Here is a 21,529-nt window from a genome sequence, read left to right as displayed (position 1 = left end):
CTCACCCCGCTGCGCGGGCCGGACAACGCTTGTGATCGTGTCGGCGGATGACCAGATCTGCCGAGGAGATCCGCGCGCACCTTCGCCTGAAGGTCAACTACGCGCTGCGCCGGCCGGGCATGTGGGGCGGCGAGAGCACCCTGCGTGTGCTCCTCGAAGCGCTGGCATTCGCCGACGGCATCGAGGCGCAGTGGCACCGCGAGACTGAGGACCTGCGCGAACGCGGGTTGTTCCTGCCGACCGGCGTGCTCGGCACGGCCAAGCGGGTGATGCCGGACGACCCGGAGCCCGACCAGGTCATGGCGTCGATGTACGCCGAGTTCGCCCACCGCGTCGGCTGGCTGGACGTGGAGCGTCGGCTGACGGCGGCGGAGCACGCCGACCTGCTGGCGCGGCTGCCCGACTGGTGTACGGCCGACCGGACCCTGTCGGACGTCGTCGCGGCGTTCGGCGAGTCGTCGTTGCCGTACGGCCGCGCGGGCTCCCCGTGGCCGACCACTCTGGTCTACGCGGCGGACCCTGGCCTGCCGTTGATCTGCCTGCACACCTGGAACGTGATCGTCGGGCCGGGCGTGCAGGCGGCCCACCCCGAACCGGTGCTGCTGGCAGCGCATATCGGCGGACGCCCGTTCGAGACGGCCTTCCTGCGCACGCCGGAAGGACTCCGGCTCCGCCCGGAGGAACCGGACGACGACGAGGACGTGGAGGAGGCGTAACCACCTCGACCGTCCCCGGCCGGCACGGTGCGGGCGGATCGCGCACCAAGGTCCACCGACTTGCCAGGCACCTGGGCGAATGACGGGTCAAGATACGCACACGTGCCTGGCAAGTCGGATGATCGAGGACGGCCCGTCGCCGGGTCAGCCGGGCGCGCGGGGCACGACCAGGACCGGGCAGTGGGAGTGGTGCAGGACCTGGTGGCTGACCGAGCCGAGGAGCAGGCCGGTGAAGCCGCCGCGGCCGTGCGCGCCGACGACCACGAGCTGGGCCTGCTTGCTGAGATCCACCAGCACCTTGGCCGGCTTGCCGCGCAGCAGGTGCTCGCGCACCGTCACGTCGGGGTGGTTCTTGCGCTGCTCGGCCAGGGCCTCCTCCAGCTGGTGGCCCTCCTCCTCGGCGACGGTCGCGCTGTCGTGCCTGTGGTCGTGGTGCTCGCCGTGCGCGTGCCCGCCGGCGCGGGTCCAGGTGTGCACCGCGGTCAGCTCGGCCTTGCGCATCTCGGCCTGGGCGAACGCGGCCTCGACGGTCGGGGCCGAGTCGGGTGAGCCGTCCGCGCCGACGACGACGGGGCCGCTGTCGCGTTCCTCGCCGCGTACGACGAGGACCGGGGTGCGGCCGTGCGCGGTGCACTGCACCGCCACCGAGCCGACCAGCAGCCCGGTGAAGCCGCCGAGGCCGCGGTCGCCGATGACGAGCAGTTCGGCGTCGTGGGCGGCGCGCAGCAGCACCGGCGACGGCGCGCCGGTGACCAGGTCGGTGAGCACGGACACGGACGGGTCGGTCTGGGCCGCCAGGGCGGCGGCATCGGCGAGCAGGCGTTCGGCGTCGTGGCGCAGCCCGCCCTCGTGCGGCCCGGCCTCCGACGGGCCCATCTTGACGTGCATGAGCGGCCAGATGAACGCGTGCACGATACGCAGCGGCAGGTGGCGCCAGGCGGCTTCGCGGGTGGCGAGGCGCACCGCGGTCAGCGACGACGCCGAGCCGTCGACGCCGACCACGACGGGGCGGGCGCCGCCGTCCTCGGTGTTCATCGCCGGACCGGCACCTGCGTCGAGGCTGTTCATCGGCTCAGGCCCGCCCCGGCCAGGTCCAGTCGGTGATGTCGGGGGCGTCCTGGCCGTAGGCGCGGGTATGGTCGCGGGCCCGCTGGCGCGCGTCGGTCATGTACTGGCGCAGCCCGGCCGCGGTCACGCCCAGCCCCGGCACCCGGTCGATGACGTCGATGACGAGCCGGAACCGGTCCAGGTCGTTGAGCATCACCATGTCGAACGGCGTGGTGGTGGTGCCCTCCTCCTTGTACCCGCGCACGTGCATGTTGCGGTGGTTGGTGCGTTTGTAGGTGAGCCGGTGGATCAGGCTCGGGTAGCCGTGGTACGCGAACACGACCGGCCGGTCGGTGGTGAAGATGGCGTCGAACTGCGGGTCGGGCAGGCCGTGCGGGTGTTCGGTCTCGGGCTGCAGCCGCATCAGGTCGACCACGTTGACCACGCGCACCCGCAGCGTCGGCAGGTAGCGCTGGAGCAGGTCGACCGCGGCCATGGTCTCCAGCGTCGGCACGTCGCCCGCGCAGGCCATCACCACGTCCGGCACGCCCCCGGCGTCGTTGCCCGCCCAGGCCCAGATGCCCAGGCCGCGTCGGCAGTGCAGGGCAGCGTCGGTCATGTTCAGCCAGGACGGCTGCGGCTGCTTGCCGGCCACCACCACGTTGACGTAGTTCCGGCTGCGCAGGCAGTGGTCCATCGTGGACAGCAGGGTGTTCGCGTCCGGCGGCAGGTAGATCCGGGTGATCTCGGCCTTCTTGTTGACCATGTGGTCGATGAAGCCCGGGTCCTGGTGCGAGAAGCCGTTGTGGTCCTGCCGCCAGACGTGGCTGGACAGCAGGTAGGTCAGCGACGCGACGGGCCGTCGCCACTCGATCCCGCGGGTCACCTTCAGCCACTTGGCGTGCTGGTTGACCATCGAGTCGACGACGTGGATGAACGCCTCGTAGCTGGTCAGCAGGCCGTGCCGGCCGGTGAGCAGGTAGCCCTCCAGCAGGCCCTGGCACAGGTGTTCCGACAGCACCTCGATGACCCGGCCGGTCGGGGCGAGGTGGTCGTCGCCGTCGAAGATGCGCGCGTCGAACTCGCGGTCGGTCACCTCGAACACCGCGCCGAGCCGGTTGGAGTTGACCTCGTCGGGGCCGAACAGCCGGAACCGGTCGGGGTTGGACCGGATCACGTCGCGCAGCCAGACGCCCAGCACCCGGGTCGCCTCGGCCTGCGGGACGCCGGGCTGGGGCACGTCGACGGCGTACCCGCGGATGTCGGGCAGGACCAGGTCGCGCAGCAGCAGGCCGCCGTTGGTGTGCGGGTTGGCGCTCATCCGCCGCGAGCCGCGCGGGGCCAGCGGCGCGAGGAAGCCCATCGGCGCGCCGGTGGCGTCGAACAGCTCCTCCGGCCGGTACGAGCGCATCCACTGCTCCAACTCGGCCAGGTGCGCGGGGTTGTCGCGCACGCCGGCCAGCGGCACCTGGTGCGCCCGGAAGGTGCCCTCGACGGGCACGCCGTCGACGACCTTCGGACCGGTCCAGCCCTTCGGGGTGCGCAGCACGATCATCGGCCAGCGCGGGCGCTCGCCGTCGGCACCCTGGCGGGCGTGCGACTGGATAGCGGCGATCTCGTCAAGGGCCAGGTCAAGGGCGTACGCCAGCTCGTGGTGCACACGGACCGGGTCGCTGCCGGACACCAGGATCGGGTGGTAGCCGAATCCCTGCAGCATCGACATCAGGTCGGCCTCGGGGATGCGGGCCAGCACCGTCGGGTTGGCGATCTTGTAACCGTTGAGGTGCAGGATTGGCAGCACCGCGCCGTCGCTGACCGGGTTGAGGAACGTGTTGGCCAGCCAGCTGCACGCCAGCGGCCCGGTCTCGGCCTCCCCGTCGCCGATCACGCAGGCGACCAGCAGCCCGGGGTTGTCCAGCGCCGCGCCGTACGCGTGCATCAGCGAGTAGCCCAGCTCCCCGCCCTCGTGGATCGACCCGGGGACCTCGGCCGCGACGTGGCTCGGGATGCCGCCCGGAAACGAGAACTGGCGGAACAGCCGGCCCATGCCGAACTCGCTGCGGTCCACGCTCGGGTACAGCTCGCTGTAGGTGCCCTCGAGCCAGGTGTTCGCCACGATCGCCGGACCGCCGTGGCCCGGACCGCAGATGAAGATCGCGTTGAGGTCCCGGTTGGTGATGGTCCGGTTGAGGTGCGCCCACAGCATGTTCAGACCCGGGCTGGTCCCCCAGTGGCCCAGCAGCCGGGGCTTGATGTGCTCGGGCCGCAGCGGCTCGCGCAGCAGCGGGTTGGCCATCAGGTAGATCTGGCCCACGGTCAGGTAGTTGGCCGCCCGCCACCAGGCGTCGAGCCTGCTCAGATCATCGTCGCGCAGATGCGTCACACCGGCGGTGTGTCCGGCGCCCGGTCGCTCTGTCACCGTCATGTGCCGATCCTCGCGCGCCGGAAGCCGCCGCGCAGGCATATTGTCCGCTTTCCCGGCGCGTCTTCGCAGCTCAGCAACCGGCCTCGGGGCGAGTGACCGGGACCCGCCGCCGGGTGGCCGAACTATCCGCATTCGCCCTGGTATGACCATCTGGCTGCTATAGCGTGGCCTGAAGTGTGGGAAGAGGAGGAGCGATGGTGGCTTCCCATCTGCCGGACGCCGTGCAGGGACCGGGCCGGGTCGACGTGGTGCTCAACGTCAACGGCGCCACGCACGTGGTGCGCATCGAGCCGCGGGTCAGCCTGCTGGACTGCCTGCGCGACCACATGAACCTGACCGGCGCCAAGAAGGGCTGCAATCAGGGCGCGTGCGGCGCGTGCACGGTGTGGGTCGACAAGCGGCGCGTGGTGGCCTGTCTGACCCTGGCCATCGCGTGCGAGGGCCGGGAGGTCACGACCATCGAGGGCATGGCCGAGAACGGCAGCCTGCATCCGATGCAGAAGGCGTTCCTGTCCGAGGACGCCCTCCAGTGCGGCTACTGCACCCCCGGGCAGATCATGTCGGCGGTGGCGCTGCTGGCCGAGGGGCACGCCGGCTCCGACGCGGAAATCAGCGAGTGGATGAGCGGCAACATCTGCCGCTGCGCGGCATACCCGAACATCCGCACGGCGATCCGCGATGTGCGCGACGGTGTGGGAGGTGTGGGCCATGCGACCGGTTAGCTATTCGCGGGTGGCGGACGTGGCCACCGCCATCGCCACCGTCGCCGCCGACCCGACCAGCGCGTACCTGGCCGGCGGCACCACGAAGATCGACATGCTGCGCATCTACGCCGAGCCGTCGCAGCGCCTGGTCGACATCAACGACCTGCCCATCGACCACATCGAGGTGCAGCCCGACGGCGCGGTGCGCCTGGGCGGCCTGGCCCGGATGAACGACGTCGCGCTGTCCCCGGTCGTGGTGGACCGCTTCCCCATGCTGTCCGAGGCGCTGCTGCTGGGCGCGTCGGCGCAGCTGCGCAACATGGCCTCGATGGGCGGCAACATGCTGCAGCGGGTGCGCTGCTCGTACTTCCGCGACGCCGAGGCCGGCTGCAACAAGCGCGCGCCGGGCACCGGGTGCAGCGCGATCGCCGGGGTCAACCGCGGGCACGCCGTGCTGGGCACCAGCCCGCACTGCATCGCCACCCACCCGTCGGACGCGGCGGTAGCGCTGGTCGCACTCGACGCGATGATCCACTTTCAGAACTCCGCCGGCCACCACGCCGTCGCGATCGACGACTTCTTCCTACTGCCCGGCGACACCCCCGAACGCGAGCACCCGCTCAACCACGGCGACCTGATCACCGCGATCGAGGTCCCGGCGCTGCCCGCCGCCCGCAACTCGCTCTACCTGAAGGTGCGCGACCGGGAGTCGTACGAGTTCGCGCTCGCCTCGGCGGCCTGCGCGCTCACGGTCGCCGACGGCACGGTCGCCGAGGTGCGGCTGGCGCTGGGCGGGGTGGCCACCAAGCCGTGGCGGGCGCGCAGGGCCGAGCATGTGCTGCGCGGCGCGCCCGCGACCCGGGAGACGTTCACCCGCGCCGCGGAGGCGGAGCTGGCCGACGCGGTGCCACAGGCCATGAACGCCTTCAAGATCGAGCTGGCCAAGCGCACGATGGTCCGGGCGCTGGAAACCCTCACCGCGCGAGGAGGAGCCGCATGAGCACCGCGATCGGGCGTCCGCTGGACCGGGTCGACGGGCACGCGAAGGTCACCGGCGCGGGCCGCTACTCGGCGGAGGTCGCGCTGCCCGGCCTGGCGCACGCCGTGCTGGTCACCTCCCGGGTGCCCAGCGGCCGGGTGGAGCTGCTCGACACGTACGACGCGGAGCGGGCCGAGGGCGTGCTCGCCGTGCTGAACCACCTGAACCTGCCCAAGGGCGGCTCGGTGCCGCCGCTGCTGCCGTCGCTGTTCGGGGCAGCCGCGTCCGGGCAGACGTTCTTCCCGATGCAGGACGAGGTCATCCACTACGCCGGGCAGCACCTGGCCGTGGTCGTCGCCGAGACCCTCGACCAGGCCGAGCACGCGGCCCGGCTGGTGCGGGTGACCTACCAGGAGACGGCGTCGATCACCACCGTCGAGCAGGGACGCAACCAGGCGTACGAGCCGGAAAGGATCTTCGCCGGCTTCATGCCCGGCCGGACGACCCGCGGGGACGTGGCGGCGGCCCTCGACCGTGCGCAGGTGACCGTGGAGAACACGTACCACTGCGCGGCCAACCACCACAACCCGATCGAGTGCTCGGCGACCACGGCGGTGTGGGAGGGCGACCGGCTCACCCTGTACGACGGAACCCAGGGCCCCAACGCGACCCTGCACACCGTCGCCGAGCTGCTCAACGTGATGCCGTCGCACATCCGGGTGGTCACCGACTACGTCGGCGGCAGCTTCGGCTGCAAGGCGATGATCTGGGACCATCCGGCGCTGGCCGCGCTCGCCGCGCGGGCCGTGCACCGGCCGGTGCGGCTGGCCCTGTCTCGCGAGCAGATGTTCAGCTCCGTCGGGCACCGCGAGGAGCAGGAGCAGCGGCTGACGCTGGGCGCCGACCGCGACGGGCGGCTGACCGCGATCCGCCACCACAAGCTGTCCCCCACCTCGCACTTCGACGACTGGGCCGAGCCGTCGCTGAGCGTGGCGTCGCAGATGTACGCCTGCCCGAACTACGAGGGCGTCTACAGCCTGATCAAAGCGAACACCATGACGCCGACGTTCACCCGCTGCCCCGGTGAGGCGACGGGCATGTTCGTCATGGAGACCGCGATGGACGAGCTGGCCGAAAAGCTCGACCTCGACCCCCTCGAAGTGCGGCTGCGCAATTACGCCGAGGCCGAGCCGATGACCGGGCACCCGTGGTCGAGCAAGGGCCTGCGCGACTGCTACCGGCGCGGCGCGGAGCTGGCCCGCTGGTCCGAACGCGACCCGCGGCCGGGCACGACACGCGACGGGAACTGGCTGCTCGGCTGGGGCATGGCCAGCTCCGCGTACCCGGTGACGCCGCCCGGCGGCCCGCAGCGCGCCCGTGCCCGCATCTTCGCCGACGGCAGCGCCGTGGTGCAGTCCAGCTTCGCCGACTTCGGCACCGGCTCGGCGACCGCGATGACCCAGGTCGCCGCCGACGGCCTGGGCCTGCCGCTGGAGCGGGTACGGGTCCAGTACGGCGACAGCGACCTGCCCAACACCGCCGCCGCCGTCGGCTCGGCGGGGGCCGGCATGGTCAGCGCCGCCGTGCACATCGCCGCGACCGCGCTACGCGACCAGCTCATCGCCCAGGCCGTCGCCGACGAGCGCTCGCCGCTGCACGGCGCCGACCCGAGGCAGGTCGTGGTCGGCGACGGCCGGATGGCGCTGCGGGACCGGCCCGGCATCGGCGAGACCTACGCCGAGCTGCTGCAGCGCTCGTTCATGGCCGACGCGGAGGCGCTGGGCACGTGGAACCCGCCCGGCATGGACACCCCGTACGGCACGATGACCTTCGGCGCGCAGTTCGCGCAGGTGGCGGTCGACCCCGAGCTCGGCCTGTGCCGGGTGCGGCAGCTGATCGGGGTGTTCGACCCTGGTCGCGTGCTCAACCGCAAGACCGCGCACAGCCAGCTGATGGGCGGCATGCTGTGGGGCATGAGCCACGCCCTGCTGGAGGGCACGATCATGGGCCCGGACGGCCGCTGGGCCAACGCCAGCCTCGGCGAGTACCTGGTCCCGGTCAACGCCGACGCCCCCGACGTGCGCATCGAGACGATCGAGACCACGGACACAGTGGTGAACCCGCTGGGTGTCAAGGGCGTCGGCGAGGTCGGCATGGTCGGCACCGCCGCCGCGATCGCCAACGCGATCTGGCACGCCACCGGCCGCCGGCACCACCGGCTGCCCATCACCGTCGAAGACCTGCTGTAGCCGAGGGCCGCCGGTGACCGAGCCCGCTCCCGTACCCGACGACGAACCCGTCTCGGTGCTGTTCACCTGGGCTGTGGTGCCCGGCCGGGAGCCGGACTTCGAACGCTGGCTGGAGGAGGTCAACGCGGCGTCCTCGCGTTTCCCCGGGCACCAGGGCGTGACCTGGCTGCGCCCGCGGGAGACCCGGCCCGGCGACAAGCCGATCTACCACTGCGTGCTGCGCTTTCGCAACGGCCGGGACTTGAGTCGGTGGCTGACCTCGCCGGAGCGGGAGGTGGTCGTGCGCCATCTGGCCGGCATCGCCGAGGAGGCCGAGCCCCGGGAGACCACCACGGGCATGGAGACCTGGTTCAGTCTGCCGGGCCGGCCGGTGCTGCCCCCGCCGCGGTGGAAGATGGCGATCGTGTCGTTCCTCGGGGTGTACCCGTGCGTGCTGGTCTTCCAGCTGCTCGGCGCGGAGCATCTGAGCGAGCTGCCGTTGCCGATGGTGGTGCGTGCCGCGATCCTGCCGATGCTGCTGGCGCCGATCCTGACGTATCTGGTCATGCCCTGGCTGAGCCAGATCCTGCGCGGCTTCCTCTACGACCGCCGCTGACCCTGCGCGCTCGCGACCACCCGCTTTTGATCGACGTTGGCCTATCACATCGACTTTGATCGCGAATTAGTCGATGAGATAGGCCAACGTCGATCGTGTGGCGCCAACCCGGAGGCGCAGCGCAGGCGTCGACGGGCTGCGGCGTGATCGAGGTCGCCCTATCCTGGCCCACGACACGGGGTCGGACTGCGCAGGCGGTCTGCACCGTCCCCATCGGAGCAGTGGGCGCGAGCCGTCCCGACCACGAAGGAAGTCGCATGACCAGCCGACCACGGCACACCGGGCGCAAGACGATCATCGGCGCACTGCTGTCGGCGGCCGCCGCCGCGACAGCACTGTCCGGCTGCGGCGCGCCGCCCCCGGGCGCGACGCCCGCACCGGCCGGGCCGACCCCGTCGCTGTCCACCCTGGGCGAGACGCCGCAGCAGCTCGCGGGTGGCTGGCAGGTCGTCGCCGCGGGTGACCGGGTGCTCGACCGCACCCGCAACGCCTACGTCGCACTGACCATGCCGCGCGGTGGCGTAATCGACCCGACCGGCAGCCGGTATGCCACCGACAGCGGGCAGCTGAGCATCGTCGAGGTCGCGGGAGGCAAGACGACCAAGGTCGACCGGGTGGTGCGGCTGGGCTCACCCGTCGATCCCTGGTCGGCCGACGGGGCCAGACTCGTCGCCACGATCAACCGCAAGGACCCGTACGCGGTGGGCTTCGCCGTGATCGACGCGGCCACCGGGAAGTTCACCGAACACTGGCTCGACCGCACCAAGTACGACTGCAGCAACTGCGCCTTCGTCTTCACCCGCGACGGCAAGGAGGTCGCCATGGCGATCCCGGACCGCTCGCAGGGCGAGGCCGCCGAGCTGGTACGCAGCGTGCAGCTGTTCGACGCCGGGACCGGCGAGCCGACCCGGTCGCTGCCGGTCAAGGCGATGCCGCAGAGTCCGTTCGCCTGGTCACCGGACGGGCGGCAGATCGTCGCCAACCCCGACATCCTCAAGGAAGGCGACCAGGTGCTGGTCGACACGACCACCGGCGAGGCCAGGCCGTTCCCTTACCCGGCGGTCTGGGCCACGGCCGACACGCTGCTGGCCAAGTTCGACGACGGCGTGCTGACGCTGCGCCCCGACGGGACCGTCGTCGCCGACGCGAGCCTCGCCGCCCCGCTGAGCGCCCCGCTCGTGCTCGGACCGCCCGCCTCCTGACCGGCGTCACCGAGGGTTTCCCCGATCGCACGGAAACAGGCTGTTTCGGACGTCCGCGACGGGGTAGGTGCGACCCGATGGAGAGGAGCACGAGATGAGCTGGGCCGACAAGCCGAACTGGAACGACACGTCGCGGCGGGCCGGCACGGCCGACTTCGACGGCGACATCGCCGTCCTGCGTCAGCGGGGCAGACACCTCATCGCGGAGCTCGTCCGGCTGTCCCGGCAGCTGGCGGACCTGCAGAAGGCGATCAGGTCCCGCCACGGGGCGGCCGGCGGATCGCGGGGCAGCAGCGTCTCCGGCGGAGAGCCGCGCTGACCTGAACCTGGGCCGTGTCCTCACCGAACGCCGTCGTCCCGGGAGCCGCGCGGGCTCCCGGGACGACCGGTGTCAGTAGGCCTTCAGCGTGATCGCGTCGGCCTTGCCGGCCTGGATCTGCAGCAGCCGGGAGAACGGCCGGCGGGTCATCACCCGGGTGCTGACGTCGCGCAGCCGGATCGCGGCCGCCGACATCGGCAGCATGCCGCTGACCCCGCCGGGCGGCAGCTTCTGGCACTGCTCGACATAACCGCGCATCTGCTCCTCGTACGCGGCGAACGCGGGCACGTGCTCGCCGCCCGCCGCGGCCAGCTCGCCGGCGAGCACGTACGCGCCGACCAGGGACAGACTGGTGCCCAGGCCGCTGATCGGTGAGGCACAGTAGCCCGCGTCGCCCAGCAGCGCGACCCGGCCGGAGGTCCAGTGCGGCAGGTGGACCTGGCCGACGACGTCGAAGTAGAAGTCCGGGGCGTCCCACATCGCGTCAAGCATGACCGGCACGCGCCAGCCGTCGCCCGCGTACACCTGGGCCAGCAGTCGCTTCTGCGCCTGCACGTCGCGCGGGTCGACGACGTGCCCGGCCGAGCGGAAGGTCAGCATCGCCTTGGCGGTGTGCTCGTTCTCCGGCCGGATGCCCGCGCAGCGCCCGCCCGGGATGCCGTGCATGAGGAACCAGTGCGGGTCGAGGTCGGGCTGCGCGGGCATGGTGAAGTACGCGGTGTAGGCGCCGAGCTGCTTGATGAACCGCTGCTCCGGCCCGAAGGCCAGCCCGCGGACCCCGGAGTGCACCCCGTCGGCCCCGACGACCAGGTCGTAGACCTCGGCGCGGCCGCTGCGGAACTCGACCTTGACGCCGTCCGCGCCGTCGGCCAGCGCGGTGATCCGGTCGCCGAAGCGGTACTCGACGTCGCTCTTGGTCAGGTCGTGGAGGATGTCGGCCAGGTCGCCGCGCAGGATCTCGTACTCGGCGACGATGCCTTCGCCGCCCGCCAGCGTCGCGGGCATCTCGGAGGTCCGGCGGCCGTTCGCGTCGACCCAGGCGAAGCCCTCCTCGTGCACCCGGGCGCGGGTGATCGCGGGCATGACGCCCATCCGCGCGCAGACGTCCTTGGCGACGCCGCGGATGTCGACCGCGTGCCCGCCGGGCCGGATGCCGGGCGCGCGTTCCACCACGGTCACCGCGAAGCCGTGCCGGTGCAGCCAGTACGCCAGCGCCGGTCCGGCGATGCTCGCACCCGAGATCAGTACGGTGTTCTTCCTCATCGGTCTCTCCCCAGTCTCTGTGTACGCTGTACGCGCCGTCGAAAACACCGTAGAGAGGCGGGCCCTTGAGCTGCAACAAGGCTATCAGTGTACTAGTACACGACCTAGTACACCGGGCGAGGTGGGCGCGGTGAGCGCCCGCGAAGACGGACCTGGTGTACTAGTACGCGTGAGCACCGAAGCGCCGTTCCGGCAGATCGTCGGGCAGATCCGGGCCCAGATCGACGGGGGGCAGCTGCGCCCCGGCGACCGGATCCCCTCGGCCCGCCAGATCACCGCCGAGTGGGGCGTGGCGATCGCCACCGCGACCAAGGTGCTGGCCACGCTGCGCGCCGAAGGGCTGGTCGAAGCGGTGCGCGGGGTCGGCACCGTGGTCGCCGACCGCGACGAGCCCGCCGAACCCGCCCGGCGCGACCGCCGCCCGCGCCCGGCCGCCGCCGAACCGACCCGCGAACAGGTGGTGCGCCACGCGATGGCGCTGGCCGACGCCGAAGGCCTGGAGGCGGTGTCCATGCGCCGGCTGGCGACCGAGTTCGGGCTGGCCACGATGAGCCTCTACCGCTTCGTGCGCGGCAAGGACGACCTCGTCCGGTTGATGATCGACGCCGCGTTCGCCGAAGCGCCGCTGCCAGCCGTACCCCCCAAGGGTGTGCACGCGCAGCTCACCCTGGTCAACCGCCGGCTGTGGGGCATCTTCCGCCGGCACCACTGGCTCGCCCCGGCGATGTCGATCACCAGGCCGGAGCTGGCGCCGCACGGCATCAAGTACACCGAGTTCGCGCTCGCCGCGCTCGCCCCGCTCGGCCTTTCGGTCACCGAGATGATGCACATCCATCTGGCCGTGTTCGCGTTCGTCCGCGGCCTGGCCATGGGCTTCGCCACCGAGGCGCAGGCCGCCCAGCACACCGGCATGACCAGTGACGAGTGGATGGACCGCCAGGGCCAGGCCTTCGACGACCTGGTCGGCTCCGGCCGCTTCCCGATGGTGGGCCGCGTCGCCGAGATCCCCGACTTCGAACTCGCCCTCGACGCCGTCTTCGACTACGGCCTGCCCCGCTTCCTGCAGGGCATCCTGCCGAAGTGATGGGAAGGGCACCTTGCACAACGCATGGCGATGTGAAGGTGCCCTTCCTTGCATCAGGACTGGTAGGGGTTGGACGTGTAGGTGCGGGAGAGGGCGCCGGGGATGGTGAAGTACTCCACGGCGAGCTTGGCCGGGTCGGTCGCGAGCTGGCCGCGGCCCGGCAGGTCGTTGCCGTCGTCCCAGCCCCACGGCGCGTTGGCCGAGTTGGTGGTGCAGTCGTAGGTGCCCGCGCCGCAGTCGCCGGAGTCGTCCCCGGCGAACGTCCCCGCGCTCGCGAACAGGCCGGCGTTGGCGCGCTGCGCCCACAGCCCGCCCGCGGCGAAGATGTCGATCAGCTGGTATCGCACGTCGCGGTCGTCGCCGCTGCTCGGCGTCTCGGCGACGGTGGACGGGTAGTACACGATGCCGTCGCCGTTGATGTTGTACTGCGGGTACGCCTTCAGGCCGTGGCCCTTGGCCTCCTGCGCGGTGACCGGGTGCGCGAAGCCGTCGTGCGGCGAGGACTGCAGCTGCAGGGTGCCGTCGACGCTCTCCCGGCCGCTTGACCAGGTGCTGCCGGACGGGGTGTACGAGAAGAAGTCGGTGTGCGCGACCGTGACCGCCGCGCGCAGCACCCCGTAGTCGGAGCCGTCGCGCTCGACGACCAGCAGCACGCCCTCACCGTCGTTCTCGTGCTCGGTCTCGAAGAACGGGTGGTCGGTCCAGTCACGCGGGTGGAAGAACAGGTAGGTCAGGTACCAGTGGGTGCTGGTCTCCACGACCGAGTAGTAGGCGTGCGCGGCCAGAGACACCCCGGCCTGGCCGGTGCGGTCCCAGTTGTTGCGGCCGTTGAGGTCGCCGTCGAAGTCGACCTTCGTGATGTAGTCCGACCTGCCGCTCAGCGCGTGGCTGCCGGTGGCGTCGACGTCCTGGTAGTGGATCGGCGCCCAGCGTAACGCCAGTTGCGCCCGGGTCACCGCCGCGGCGGCGGGCGCCGGAACGGCCAGCCCCGCGGTCGTTAGCGCGGCCGTCAGCACAGCCACCACGAGGGATCGCCCGGTGGTCCTGAACCTGTCGAGCATGAGTGCTCTCCCTGCATCCGTATCGATAGATGGATGCAGATGCTATGCGCCCCGAGGGCCGTCGCATATGGCCGCGCGGCGAATCGCCGGTGGACGGTGATCGAAGATCCCACCCGTGCGCGGACAGGTCCCGGCGTCGGAGTTCACATCTATTTTGATGTGGGCACATCAAAATAGATGTGAACGCACGCCGAGACACCACTCCCGGCGGTGCCGGAATCGGCCCGACGCCAAGGGCTGCCGTTCAGGCGGGTTCGGCGGCGACCTCCGGCGCGGGGTCGCCGGGCAGCCAGCGCACCGCGGCCAGCCCGACCAGCACGATCGGCACGGCGAACAGCGCCGCCAGCGGCGCGATGCCCAGCCACAGCGAGCCGAACCCGAACGCCCCGTACACGGCCAGCGCGCCCAGTTCCGCGCCGAACCCCGACACCGACAGCACGGTGGCCCGGGTGTGCCCGCTCATCGTGTGCTGCAGCCGCGCCTCGGTCAGCACCCGGGTCAGCTGCAGCAGTCCGAAGCAGACCGCGATCGGCACCAGCCCCGCCACTCCCCCGGCCAGTGCCCCGACCGCCAGCGCCGCACCGGCGACCGCGATCGTCAGCCCGGTCGCGAGCGGCGTCGCCCGCCAGCGCTCGGCCAGCAGGCTGCCCAGCGCCATCGCCGCGATCAGCGCCGCGATGACCAGCGGCACCCCGGCGGTCGCCACGCCCAGGTCACGTACGAGCAGCGGCCCGTACTCGTCGAGCGCGCTCAGGCTCGGCACGGCAGCGGCGATCAGCACCGCGTGCCATACCCGCCGGTCCGTGCGCACCTCGGCCAGGCCGTCCCGGAGATTACGCAGGTAGGTCCACCCGCGGACCGACTCGCGGCGGGCCCGGGGCCGCTCGGGCAGGGCAAGGGCGGCCGCCGCACTGCCCAGGCAGGCCAGCACGCTGCCCGCTGCGATCAGCCCGAAACCGCCGAGGGCGTACGCCGGGGCGGCCAGCGCGCTGGCGGCCAGCATCGACACCATCGCCACCGTCGCGGCCCGCCCCGCGAGCGCGGTGTAGCGGTCCGTCGCGCCCTCGGCCGCCAGCTCGTCGTAGAGCAGCGCCTCCTTGGTCCCGGAGCTGATCGCGCTGCGCACTCCCCACAGCACGAACCCGGCCGCGAACCCGGCGTACGTCGGCCACAGGAACCAGGTCGCGAACCCGGCCCCGCGCAGCAGCGCCCCGACGGCCAGCAGCCTGCGGCGGGAGTACGTGTCCGCCCACGCCCCCGACGGCACCTCCAGGGCGAACGCGACCGCGCTCCAGATCACCAGCAGCGAGGTCAGCTCCGCGGTGGACAGGCCCGCATCGGCCATCAGCAGCGTGTACACGGGGAAGAACAGCACACCCTCGTCACAGGCGCGCAGCGCCGCGTAGATCCGGCCGAGCCTGCGCACCGGCGGCGTCATCGCCGTCCCCCGTGGATCGCCATGCCCCCAAGCCTGGCGGGACTCCCGATCGGACGCAATCCGCGCGGACTCGCGTCGTGACCCCGCGGCCGGTCCGGAGCGCGGGATCACGACGGCCGGCGACGGTCAGTTCGCAGTGCCGCCCGGCGGCGTCGGACGGGCCAGGCACCGCGGCACCGTCACGACGACCCACGGGCGCACCATCGTGCTGTGTGCCTGCTCATCGATGGCGTAGCCGATGACCAGCTGGTCCGCGGCCGGGATGTGCTGCGGACGGATGACGACGTACACGCCCTCGTCGCGCAGCTGGTAGTCGATCGGGGACGTGGCGTGCGCCGGAGTCCCCGGCAGCGGAAACTCGTACGTCGTATCTACCGGCGGCTGCTCGGCGCACTGGTCGGCGGGCAGCATCCCCATCACCACGGTCCGCGCCCCGGCCTGCGCCAGCTCGGCGTTCAGCTGTGCCGGGTCCGTCAGCTCGTCGGCCCGGAAGCTCACCACCACCGACCCGTCGGCGTTCACCCCGACCGAGTACGCGGGCGCGGCCCACGGCTCGGCCACCGCCAGCACCCCGGCCGCCGCGACCACGACGGTCCCGGCCAGCGCCGTCGCGAGGCGGCGGCGGGCCGGGCGCGGCCGGACGGGCGGGCTGTCCTGGGTGGCCAGCACCCGGTCGAGCATGGCGCGGGCGTAGGGGTCGTGCGGGTCGGGTGCGGGCAGGGCCGGGTCGGCGGCCCTCAGCCGGGCCAGGGCGGTGCTGTTGCGGTCGTTCATGAGCTGGTGCTCCCTTCGGCGACGATCGACGGCATGGGCGGGCGGGATGTCGCCTGGGCGGCGGGTTCCTCCGTGGCCAGCAGCCGGGCCGCGAAGCGCTTGCGGGCACGGTGCAGGCGCACCTTCACCGCGGTCCGGCCGCAGCCCAGCACGAGGGCGACCTCGGCCACGTCCAGGCCCTCCCACTCGGTCAGGCGCAGGACCTCCTGATCGGCCTCGGAGAGCCCGGCGAGCACGGCGCGCACTCGCAGGTGCTCGCCGACCTGCCCGGCGTGGTCGGCCACGGTGGCGTCCGCGTCGACGGCCGCCTTGGCGGACAGCCGCTCCCGGCGGGCGCGGGCCCGCAGCTCGTTGGCGATCACGTGCCGCGCGGTGGCGTACAGCCAGGCCCGGGGGTGTTCGGCGGGCACTTGCGCGAAGCGCCGCCAGGCGACGAGGAACGTGCCGGAGACGACGTCCCCGGCCGCGTCGGGGCCCACCCGACGGGTGGCGAAACGCGTCAGCTCCGCGTAATGGGCGTCGAACAGCTCTTCGAAGCGCTCTCTGGCGGCCGCGTTGTCTGGTTCCATACCCGGGAATGTCCACCTGTCGCGCTCGGGTTACCGGTCGGCGCAGATCATCTCGCGAGATCGCCGAGCAGTGCTCCCCCGGGCGGCCGCCGTCAGGCCGATCCGTCCGGTTCGGCCAGGCTGAGCCGCCACGCGTCGACCAGCGGGGCGAAGCGTTCCGCCGCGTCGAACAGGGCGTCCGGGCCGAGCCGGTGGGCGTCCAGATGCGACAGCATCTCCATGCCGAGGTAGAGGGCGACCGCGGCGGTGGCGACCTCGCGCACCGGGATCAGCTCGGCCAGCGGCGTGCCCGCGAGCAGGCGCTCGATGACCCCGGCCGCGAAGTCCTGCCACACCGCGGTCTGCACCTTCACCTGCTCGGCCAGCCGGGCGTTGGCGTTGGCCGCGGCGACCAGCTCCTGCACCGCGGCGATGTGCCCCGCCGCGCCGTCCTCGTCGTACAGGCGGCGCAGCCGGGCCAGGGTGTCCGTGGCCGTGGTGACCCCGTCGAGTTCGGCCCGGTAGCGGGCCAGCCGGGCCTCGCTGGTGAACTGCGACGTGGCGACGAACAGGTCGTCCATGTCGGTGAAGTGGTAGTAGATGACGCCGGGCGCGAACCCGCCGGTCTTGGCGACGGCGCGGGCGGTGCAGCGGCCGTACCCCTCGTCGGCGAGGGTGCGGGCGGCCGCGTGCAGCACCCGCGTCCGGGTGTCGGCGCGAGGCGGCATCAGATGACCCGGACCGGTCGCACGCCCGCCGCGGACAGGTGCGGGTCGAGGCGGCGGGCCAGCTCGGGCAGGCGGTGGCTGGGGATCTGCGGGTACAGGTGATGCTCCAGGTGGTAGGTCAGCTCGAGGAAGATCGCGGGGATGACCCTCCCGCGCAGCGTACGCGTCTGCGTGAGCGGCTCGTCGCCGTAGTCGTGGTGCGGCAGGTAGACGGTGAGCAGCGGGTAGACCCAGCTCCCGGCGATCGCCATCACTGCGTACACCAGCAGTGCCGGGGTCACCGGCCACAGCAGCACTCCCCCGGTCAGCGCGGCGAACGGCATCGCCGCCTCGGCCAGCAGCCACGTCCGCAGCCTCCGGTCGCCACGGGCCCGCCGCCACGACCACCACCACAGCCGGGCCAGGAACACCGGTCCGTACAGGACGGCCCCGAGCAGTGACAGGTTCGCCGGGTAGCCCTCGGGGTCCTCGTCGCTCGGAAACAGCCGGTGGTGCTGCAGGTGGGTGGACCGGTACGCGTGCCCGCTCTCCAGCAGCACCAGCCCGGTGAAGAACAGCGCCCACTCGGTCTGCCGCGCGGACAGGCCCAGGGCGCGGTGCACCACGTCGTGCGTCACGGTCACCACCGACACGAACACCCCGAACACCACCAGCGGCGTCAGCCACCACCAGCCGGCCCACGCGACCAGCGCGAAGACCCCGATCATCGCGTACGGCCGCACGAGCGCGACCCGGGTGCGCCACCGCGACACGGCCAGCAGGTCCGTGCCGACCTCGCTCAGGCTCGGCAGCTTCGCGCTCATGCCCGCACCCCGGTCGAGCACAGCACGTCCTCGGCGACCAGGCGGCTGCCCAGCACGCACGCCACGGTGCCCAGCCCCGGCCACGTGGTGTCGCCGACCTGCCAGAACCCGGGCAGCGCGGTGCGGTGCGGCACGGCGAACTGGTTGGAGTTGCGCAGTGTCTGTCGCACCCCGCCGACCGCCCCCCGGGGCCGCCAGGTGAACCGTTCGTAGCTGCGCGGTGTGCCGACCTGCCGGACCACGGCCTGCTCCCCCAGCCGCGGGTAGACCCGCCGCGCGTGTTCGAGCAGGCGCTGCCCGATCTCCTGCTTGCGCGCCGCGTACTCCGGTTCGGACAGCCCCTGCCACCCGGCCAGCTCGGTGTGCGTGGAGATCATGACTGCGCGGTGGCCGGGCGGCGCGCTGACCTCGTCGCCGGGCGAGGACACGGACACGAACATGTTGTTGCCCTCCCCGAGCGGCCGCGCGTAGTCCTGCATCAGCTGGTGGTGGGTGAACTCCTGCTCGGCGACCTCGTGTTCGGGCACGCCCAGGAACACCACCACCGCCCCGCCCAGGTCGGGCTCGTCGCGCTCCAGGTACGGCCGCAGCCCCGCCGCGACCGGCGTGCCGGCCGCCACCTGCGCCGTGACGGGTGCGGGCAGGGCGCTCACCACGGCGGCGGCCTCGACGTCGCCGCGCGCGGTGTGCACCGTGTAGCCGCCGGCGTCACCACCTCTACGCCGTCCTAGGAGGCTGCCCTGCTGCTGTCCGGCGCGGGGGGTCACGCGCTCAACGCGGCAACCGGTGCGCAGGTCGCCGCCGAGCGCGCGGTAGTGCCCGACGAGCACCCGCCAGAACCCGTGCATGCCGCCGCGGTGGCGGGTGAGCCCCGCCCCGCGGATGGTCACGCCGAGCGCCGCGTTGATCAGCGGGGCGCGGTCGACGGTGCTGTGCACGGTGTCCTCGACCAGCATGCCGAGCAGCGATACCAGCGAGTCCTGGCCGCGCAGCCCGTGTGCCCGCAGCGCGCCGCCCATGGTCCGGCCGAGGTGGCGGACCAGCAGCAGGTGCCGCAGCCCGACCGCGCGCAGATCGTGCAGCGCGTCGGCGGGCGTGCGGATCGGCAGCCGGATGCCGGACCGGCTGGCCGCCCAGAACACCTCGGCGAGCCGGTCCAGCTCGGCCCAGAAGCGCCGGTGCGCACGGGTGTCGCCTAGGGTGCGCAGCCGTTCGGCGTGCCAGCGGGCCTGTTCCCGGTGCAGCGTGACGACCCGGTCAGGTAGCCAGGCCACGTATCCAGGCAGCCGCTCGGCGTCGAGCGCGGGCGCGCCGGTCGTGGTGAGCAGCTCGTCGCCGACACCACCGGGCGCGAAGTCGACCAGAGTCGTCGCGCCCACGTCGAAGGAGAAGCCGCGGTGGCGGAAGTAGCCCGCGCAGCCGCCGGCGTGGCCGTGCGCCTCGAAGACGATCGTGGACAGGCCCGCCGCCTGCAGCCGCAGCGCCGTGGCGAGCCCCGCGAGTCCGCCGCCGAGCACCGCGACGTCGCAGCGGCGGGGCAGGTCACGGGACCGGGCGAGGGGCGGCGTCCGGGAGAAGCCCACGGGCGCACCATGATTCTGAACATCTGTTCTGAACACATGTTCAAATTAGAACTCGCCAGCCATCGAGTCAATGCCATGTTTCGAACACCCCACCGACCAGCGGACCCTCACCTGGAGACGGACCTTCAGCCGGTTTTCACACCTCTGCCAGGTTGCTTCGTGGATCGACCGTTAGGGTCACGCCGATCACAGCAGCGTGGCGAGCCCGGACCCGGGTGTCGGCGCGGCCCTATGATCGACTCCGTCACCGCCGACCTCCTGGAGATTTCATGTCGAGCACCGCAGGCCGCTGGTTCCGCTACGCCGCCATCGCCGAGACCTTCTCCTGGGTCGGCCTGCTCATCGGCATGTTCTTCAAGTACATCGTGGTCAAGAACGACATCGGTGTGTTCGTCTTCGGCCGGGTGCACGGCGCGATGTTCGTCTTCTACCTGGTGACCCTGGTGTGGACGGCCCGCGTGCACCGCTGGAGCTTCGCCCGCCTCGTCGTGGGCGGCGCGGCGTCGATCCCGCCGTTCCTCGGGCTGCTGTTCGAGCGCTGGGTCGCCAAGCGCACGCCCGCCGCCGCACCCGCGGAGGCCGAGTCCGCGCTCACCCCGGTCCGCTGAGCTACTCCAGCACGTCCGAGCCCGCCGGGGCGTGGTGGCTCATGAAGATCCCGAACGGGATCGACAGCAGCCACATCGCCGCGGCCAGGGCCGTGCCGACGAAGAACGCCACCGGGATCGACAGCAGGAACGCCACGACCGGCGACAGTGCCATGATCGAACCCCAGCGCATGATCGCCGGGGTCACCCTCACCCGCAGCAGGCCGGCCTTCCAGGCGTACCGCAGCAGCACCACCTCCAGTCCGCTGACGATCGCACCGGTCACCGCGTACGCGCTGACGGCCAGCGGGTTGCCGAAGTAGTCGCCCAGCAGCGCGGTCGGGAACGGCATGAACGCAATGAACGCCAGGTAGAGCAGGTTGCGGGCGATGAGGCCGTAGTCGACCCCGCGCATCACGCTGAACATCTTGTGGTGGGCCAGCCAGTACCGGCCGATCAGCGCGAACGACAGGAAGAAGCCGGCGAACTCCGGCAGCAGGTCGGCGAGCTTGGCCAGCAGCTCGTGAACGCTGCCGACGTCGCTCAGCCGGGGCACGCCGACCTCGACGATGAGCAGGGTCATCGCGATCCCGAACAGGCCGTCGCTGAACGCGGTCACCCGGCCGAACTCCACCGAGTCGCGCGCCCAGACCCGCGCGGAGCCTCGTACCACCTGATCACTTTAGGTCGCGAACGGGCCGTGAGCGGCCGAAACCGGCATGCGCCCACGATCACCGAGGGCTAGCCTGTCGCGCGTGTCCCCCTTCGTCGCCGCCGCGCTCCACGCCAACGGGCAGCTGCCCTCCGAGAGACTGCCGTGGCTCGCGGCCGACTGGCTGGCCGCGGGCCACGACGGACCCGCGCTGCGCGAACTCGCCGGTCTGAGCGCGAACGACTACCGGGAAGCCGCCGAACTGCTGCCGGCGGCGCTGGCGGAGACCGGTCTGGCACCGCCGACCAAGGAGTCGGGCGCCCGCGCGTACCTCGACCACCTGTACACCTGCGTGCTCGACGGCACGCTGAGCGAGGGCGAACTCTGCTGGAAGGTATCCGACATGCGCAATTTCACCCACGAGGTGCGCGGCGTCTGGCCGTTCGACGAGCTGGCGGAGTTCGAATACCAGTTCAACGTCCGCTACGACTCCCCCACCGACGTGCAGGAGCAGCTCGTCCGCAAGCTCTGCCAGGACCACCGGGACCGGTATTTCGGCGGCGAACCCTTGGGCTACGGCGTGTTTCAAAAGTGATCGGCGGGGGCGTCCGTCACGCATCCGGGGGAAGCAGTTGAGCTCCTGGTCATCAGTGTTTGTCGGTGGGGTGTGGCAGGGTGCTGCCGTGGCCCGTTTCACCACGTTCCGGTTCTGTCTGGACCCGACGGTCGAGCAGGAGTTGGTGCTGCGTCGGCATGCGGGTGCGGCCCGGTT

Annotated in this window: 22 protein-coding genes; 11 read left to right on the top strand and 11 right to left on the bottom strand. The window is 72.0% G+C overall.

Annotated elements, in window-relative coordinates; all coding sequences use genetic code 11:
- The first annotated feature begins 47 nt into the window (after window positions 1-47).
- Window positions 48-716 carry a hypothetical protein gene (locus AB0B66_RS39370; RefSeq protein WP_360539971.1) on the top strand — a complete coding sequence of 223 codons (669 nt, stop codon included), beginning with the start codon at window positions 48-50 and terminating at the stop codon, window positions 714-716.
- Window positions 717-860: 144 nt separating this feature from the next.
- On the opposite strand, the gene AB0B66_RS39365 is transcribed toward AB0B66_RS39370, so the two are convergent.
- The gene (locus AB0B66_RS39365) at window positions 861-1,751 is read right to left on the bottom strand and encodes a universal stress protein (protein ID WP_360540049.1); all 891 of its coding nucleotides are present in this window, start codon (window positions 1,749-1,751) and stop codon (window positions 861-863) included.
- 37 nt (window positions 1,752-1,788) lie between these two features.
- Window positions 1,789-4,188, bottom strand: a complete 2,400-nt coding sequence (locus tag AB0B66_RS39360; RefSeq protein WP_360539969.1) for a phosphoketolase family protein — start codon at window positions 4,186-4,188, stop codon at window positions 1,789-1,791.
- Window positions 4,189-4,382: 194 nt separating this feature from the next.
- Here AB0B66_RS39360 and AB0B66_RS39355 point away from each other — a divergent pair, with 194 nt between their 5' ends.
- From AB0B66_RS39355 to AB0B66_RS39330, 6 genes are all read left to right on the top strand, one after another.
- Complete coding sequence (locus AB0B66_RS39355; RefSeq protein WP_360539968.1) at window positions 4,383-4,910, top strand: (2Fe-2S)-binding protein; 528 nt, start codon at window positions 4,383-4,385, stop codon at window positions 4,908-4,910.
- Window positions 4,897-5,892, top strand: a complete 996-nt coding sequence (locus AB0B66_RS39350; RefSeq protein WP_360539966.1) for a xanthine dehydrogenase family protein subunit M — start codon at window positions 4,897-4,899, stop codon at window positions 5,890-5,892. Before AB0B66_RS39355 ends, AB0B66_RS39350 begins: the two co-directional genes overlap by 14 nt.
- Entirely contained in the window at window positions 5,889-8,120 is a 2,232-nt protein-coding gene (locus AB0B66_RS39345) for a xanthine dehydrogenase family protein molybdopterin-binding subunit (RefSeq protein ID WP_360539964.1), read from the top strand. The genes AB0B66_RS39350 and AB0B66_RS39345 overlap by 4 nt, the downstream gene beginning before the upstream one ends.
- A 13-nt stretch (window positions 8,121-8,133) precedes the next feature.
- Entirely contained in the window at window positions 8,134-8,715 is a 582-nt protein-coding gene (locus tag AB0B66_RS39340; protein ID WP_360539962.1) for an antibiotic biosynthesis monooxygenase, read from the top strand.
- A gap of 257 nt (window positions 8,716-8,972) precedes the next feature.
- On the top strand, window positions 8,973-9,917 hold the full coding sequence (locus AB0B66_RS39335) for a hypothetical protein (RefSeq protein WP_360539960.1): 945 nt from the start codon (window positions 8,973-8,975) through the stop codon (window positions 9,915-9,917).
- A gap of 94 nt (window positions 9,918-10,011) precedes the next feature.
- On the top strand, window positions 10,012-10,236 hold the full coding sequence (locus AB0B66_RS39330; protein WP_360539958.1) for a hypothetical protein: 225 nt from the start codon (window positions 10,012-10,014) through the stop codon (window positions 10,234-10,236).
- Between the two features lie 72 nt (window positions 10,237-10,308).
- Here AB0B66_RS39330 and AB0B66_RS39325 read toward each other — a convergent pair whose 3' ends face one another.
- Complete coding sequence (locus AB0B66_RS39325; RefSeq protein ID WP_360539956.1) at window positions 10,309-11,499, bottom strand: FAD-dependent monooxygenase; 1,191 nt, start codon at window positions 11,497-11,499, stop codon at window positions 10,309-10,311.
- A 169-nt stretch (window positions 11,500-11,668) separates the two neighbouring features.
- On the opposite strand from AB0B66_RS39325, the gene AB0B66_RS39320 reads away from it, so the two are divergent.
- Window positions 11,669-12,583, top strand: coding sequence for a GntR family transcriptional regulator (locus AB0B66_RS39320; protein WP_360539954.1), 915 nt, complete (start codon window positions 11,669-11,671; stop codon window positions 12,581-12,583).
- 53 nt (window positions 12,584-12,636) lie between these two features.
- On the opposite strand, the gene AB0B66_RS39315 is transcribed toward AB0B66_RS39320, so the two are convergent.
- The 7 genes from AB0B66_RS39315 to AB0B66_RS39285 all read right to left on the bottom strand — a co-directional run bounded on the left by AB0B66_RS39315 (window position 12,637) and on the right by AB0B66_RS39285 (window position 19,518).
- On the bottom strand, window positions 12,637-13,644 hold the full coding sequence (locus AB0B66_RS39315; RefSeq protein WP_360539952.1) for a hypothetical protein: 1,008 nt from the start codon (window positions 13,642-13,644) through the stop codon (window positions 12,637-12,639).
- A 244-nt stretch (window positions 13,645-13,888) separates the two neighbouring features.
- On the bottom strand, window positions 13,889-15,082 hold the full coding sequence (locus AB0B66_RS39310; protein ID WP_360539951.1) for an MFS transporter: 1,194 nt from the start codon (window positions 15,080-15,082) through the stop codon (window positions 13,889-13,891).
- A 126-nt stretch (window positions 15,083-15,208) separates the two neighbouring features.
- The gene (locus AB0B66_RS39305) at window positions 15,209-15,856 is read right to left on the bottom strand and encodes a hypothetical protein (protein WP_360539949.1); all 648 of its coding nucleotides are present in this window, start codon (window positions 15,854-15,856) and stop codon (window positions 15,209-15,211) included.
- Window positions 15,853-16,425 (bottom strand): sigma-70 family RNA polymerase sigma factor, encoded by a 573-nt coding sequence (locus AB0B66_RS39300; RefSeq protein WP_360539947.1) that lies wholly within the window; start codon window positions 16,423-16,425, stop codon window positions 15,853-15,855. The genes AB0B66_RS39305 and AB0B66_RS39300 overlap by 4 nt, the downstream gene beginning before the upstream one ends.
- Window positions 16,426-16,517: 92 nt before the next feature.
- A complete protein-coding gene (locus AB0B66_RS39295) occupies window positions 16,518-17,132 on the bottom strand; it encodes a helix-turn-helix domain-containing protein (protein WP_360539946.1) in 615 nt (204 codons plus the stop codon).
- Entirely contained in the window at window positions 17,132-17,935 is an 804-nt protein-coding gene (locus AB0B66_RS39290; protein ID WP_360539944.1) for a fatty acid desaturase, read from the bottom strand. Before AB0B66_RS39290 ends, AB0B66_RS39295 begins: the two co-directional genes overlap by 1 nt.
- A complete protein-coding gene (locus AB0B66_RS39285) occupies window positions 17,932-19,518 on the bottom strand; it encodes an NAD(P)/FAD-dependent oxidoreductase (protein ID WP_360539942.1) in 1,587 nt (528 codons plus the stop codon). Before AB0B66_RS39285 ends, AB0B66_RS39290 begins: the two co-directional genes overlap by 4 nt.
- Window positions 19,519-19,787: 269 nt before the next feature.
- Here AB0B66_RS39285 and AB0B66_RS39280 point away from each other — a divergent pair, with 269 nt between their 5' ends.
- Complete coding sequence (locus AB0B66_RS39280; protein ID WP_360539940.1) at window positions 19,788-20,126, top strand: DUF3817 domain-containing protein; 339 nt, start codon at window positions 19,788-19,790, stop codon at window positions 20,124-20,126.
- A gap of 1 nt (window position 20,127) precedes the next feature.
- Here the strand turns inward: AB0B66_RS39280 and AB0B66_RS39275 are convergent, their stop codons facing one another.
- Complete coding sequence (locus AB0B66_RS39275) at window positions 20,128-20,778, bottom strand: TMEM175 family protein (protein ID WP_360539938.1); 651 nt, start codon at window positions 20,776-20,778, stop codon at window positions 20,128-20,130.
- Window positions 20,779-20,860: 82 nt separating this feature from the next.
- Between AB0B66_RS39275 and AB0B66_RS39270 the strand changes: the two genes are divergently transcribed.
- Complete coding sequence (locus AB0B66_RS39270; RefSeq protein WP_360539936.1) at window positions 20,861-21,352, top strand: hypothetical protein; 492 nt, start codon at window positions 20,861-20,863, stop codon at window positions 21,350-21,352.
- Window positions 21,353-21,407: 55 nt separating this feature from the next.
- A partial coding sequence (locus AB0B66_RS39265) for a helix-turn-helix domain-containing protein (protein ID WP_360540047.1) occupies window positions 21,408-21,529 on the top strand: 122 nt, incomplete at its 3' end.

This window comes from Catellatospora sp. NPDC049111 (assembly GCF_040648615.1).
In the GTDB taxonomy this organism is placed as follows: domain Bacteria; phylum Actinomycetota; class Actinomycetes; order Mycobacteriales; family Micromonosporaceae; genus Catellatospora; species Catellatospora aurea.
The sequence above is the reverse complement of the archived record's forward strand: the minus strand, read 5'-3'. Positions and strand labels throughout refer to the sequence as shown.